The sequence below is a fragment of the Rhizobium croatiense genome (assembly GCF_019793465.1).
Classification (GTDB): domain Bacteria; phylum Pseudomonadota; class Alphaproteobacteria; order Rhizobiales; family Rhizobiaceae; genus Rhizobium; species Rhizobium croatiense.
Window position 1 is genome coordinate 1 of sequence record NZ_JAILYJ010000057.1, and the last position, 802, is coordinate 802.

The following is an 802-nucleotide window of genomic DNA, read 5'->3' on the forward strand; positions in this document are numbered from 1 at the left end:
TTTTGGTTAGAGTTTTCCGGTGCATTTTCCTGGCTGGGAAAGGGACCAGAAGACGATGAAAGCGTCGCAGTTTTCGGACGCTCAGAAGGCGTTCATTCTGAAGCAAGGTGATGAAGGCGTGTCGGTTGCTGAAATCTGCAGGAAGGCGGGGATCAGCCAGGCGACTTATTTCAACTGGAAGAAAAAATACGCGGGCATGCTGCCACCGGAGATGAAGAGGCTGAAACAGCTCGAGGACGAGAATTCGCGCCTGAAGAAGATCGTCGCGGATCTGACGCTGGACCGCGAGATGTTGCAGGATGTCATCCGCCGAAAGCTCTAAGGCCTGCTCGGAAGCGGGAGATGGTGAAAGGCATGTGCTGCGATTGGGCGATCTCGATCCGACGTGCTTGTGGAGCGTTGAACTTCGATCGATCAACTCACCACTATACCTCTCGCCGTGCTGATCAGGCCGGTCTGGAACGTCGTATTCGCGAGATCTGCGAGATCCGTGTGCGGTACGGCTATCGCCGCGTGCATGTGCTGTTGGAACGCGAGGGTTGGGGCACCAACATCAAGCGAACCTACCGCATTTACAGGGACTTGGGGCTACAGTTGCGGAACAAGACACCGAAGCGGGGGGTAAAAGCCAAGCTTCGCGAGGATCGGCACATGGCCGTCGGACCCAACGACGTCTGGGCGATGGACTTCGTTCACGACCAACTCGCAACGGGTAAGAAACTGCGCGTGCTGACGGTGGTCGACACCTTCTCGCGCTACGTGCCGGTGCTTGATCCACGTCATAGCTATAGAGGCGAAGACG

Annotated in this window: 1 pseudogene; it reads left to right on the forward strand. The window is 56.6% G+C overall.

From position 1 onward, the window contains the following. Positions 1-55: 55 nt before the first annotated feature. Positions 56-802, forward strand: a pseudogene (locus K6M89_RS30515) (IS3-like element ISRel21 family transposase); the annotation flags it as partial.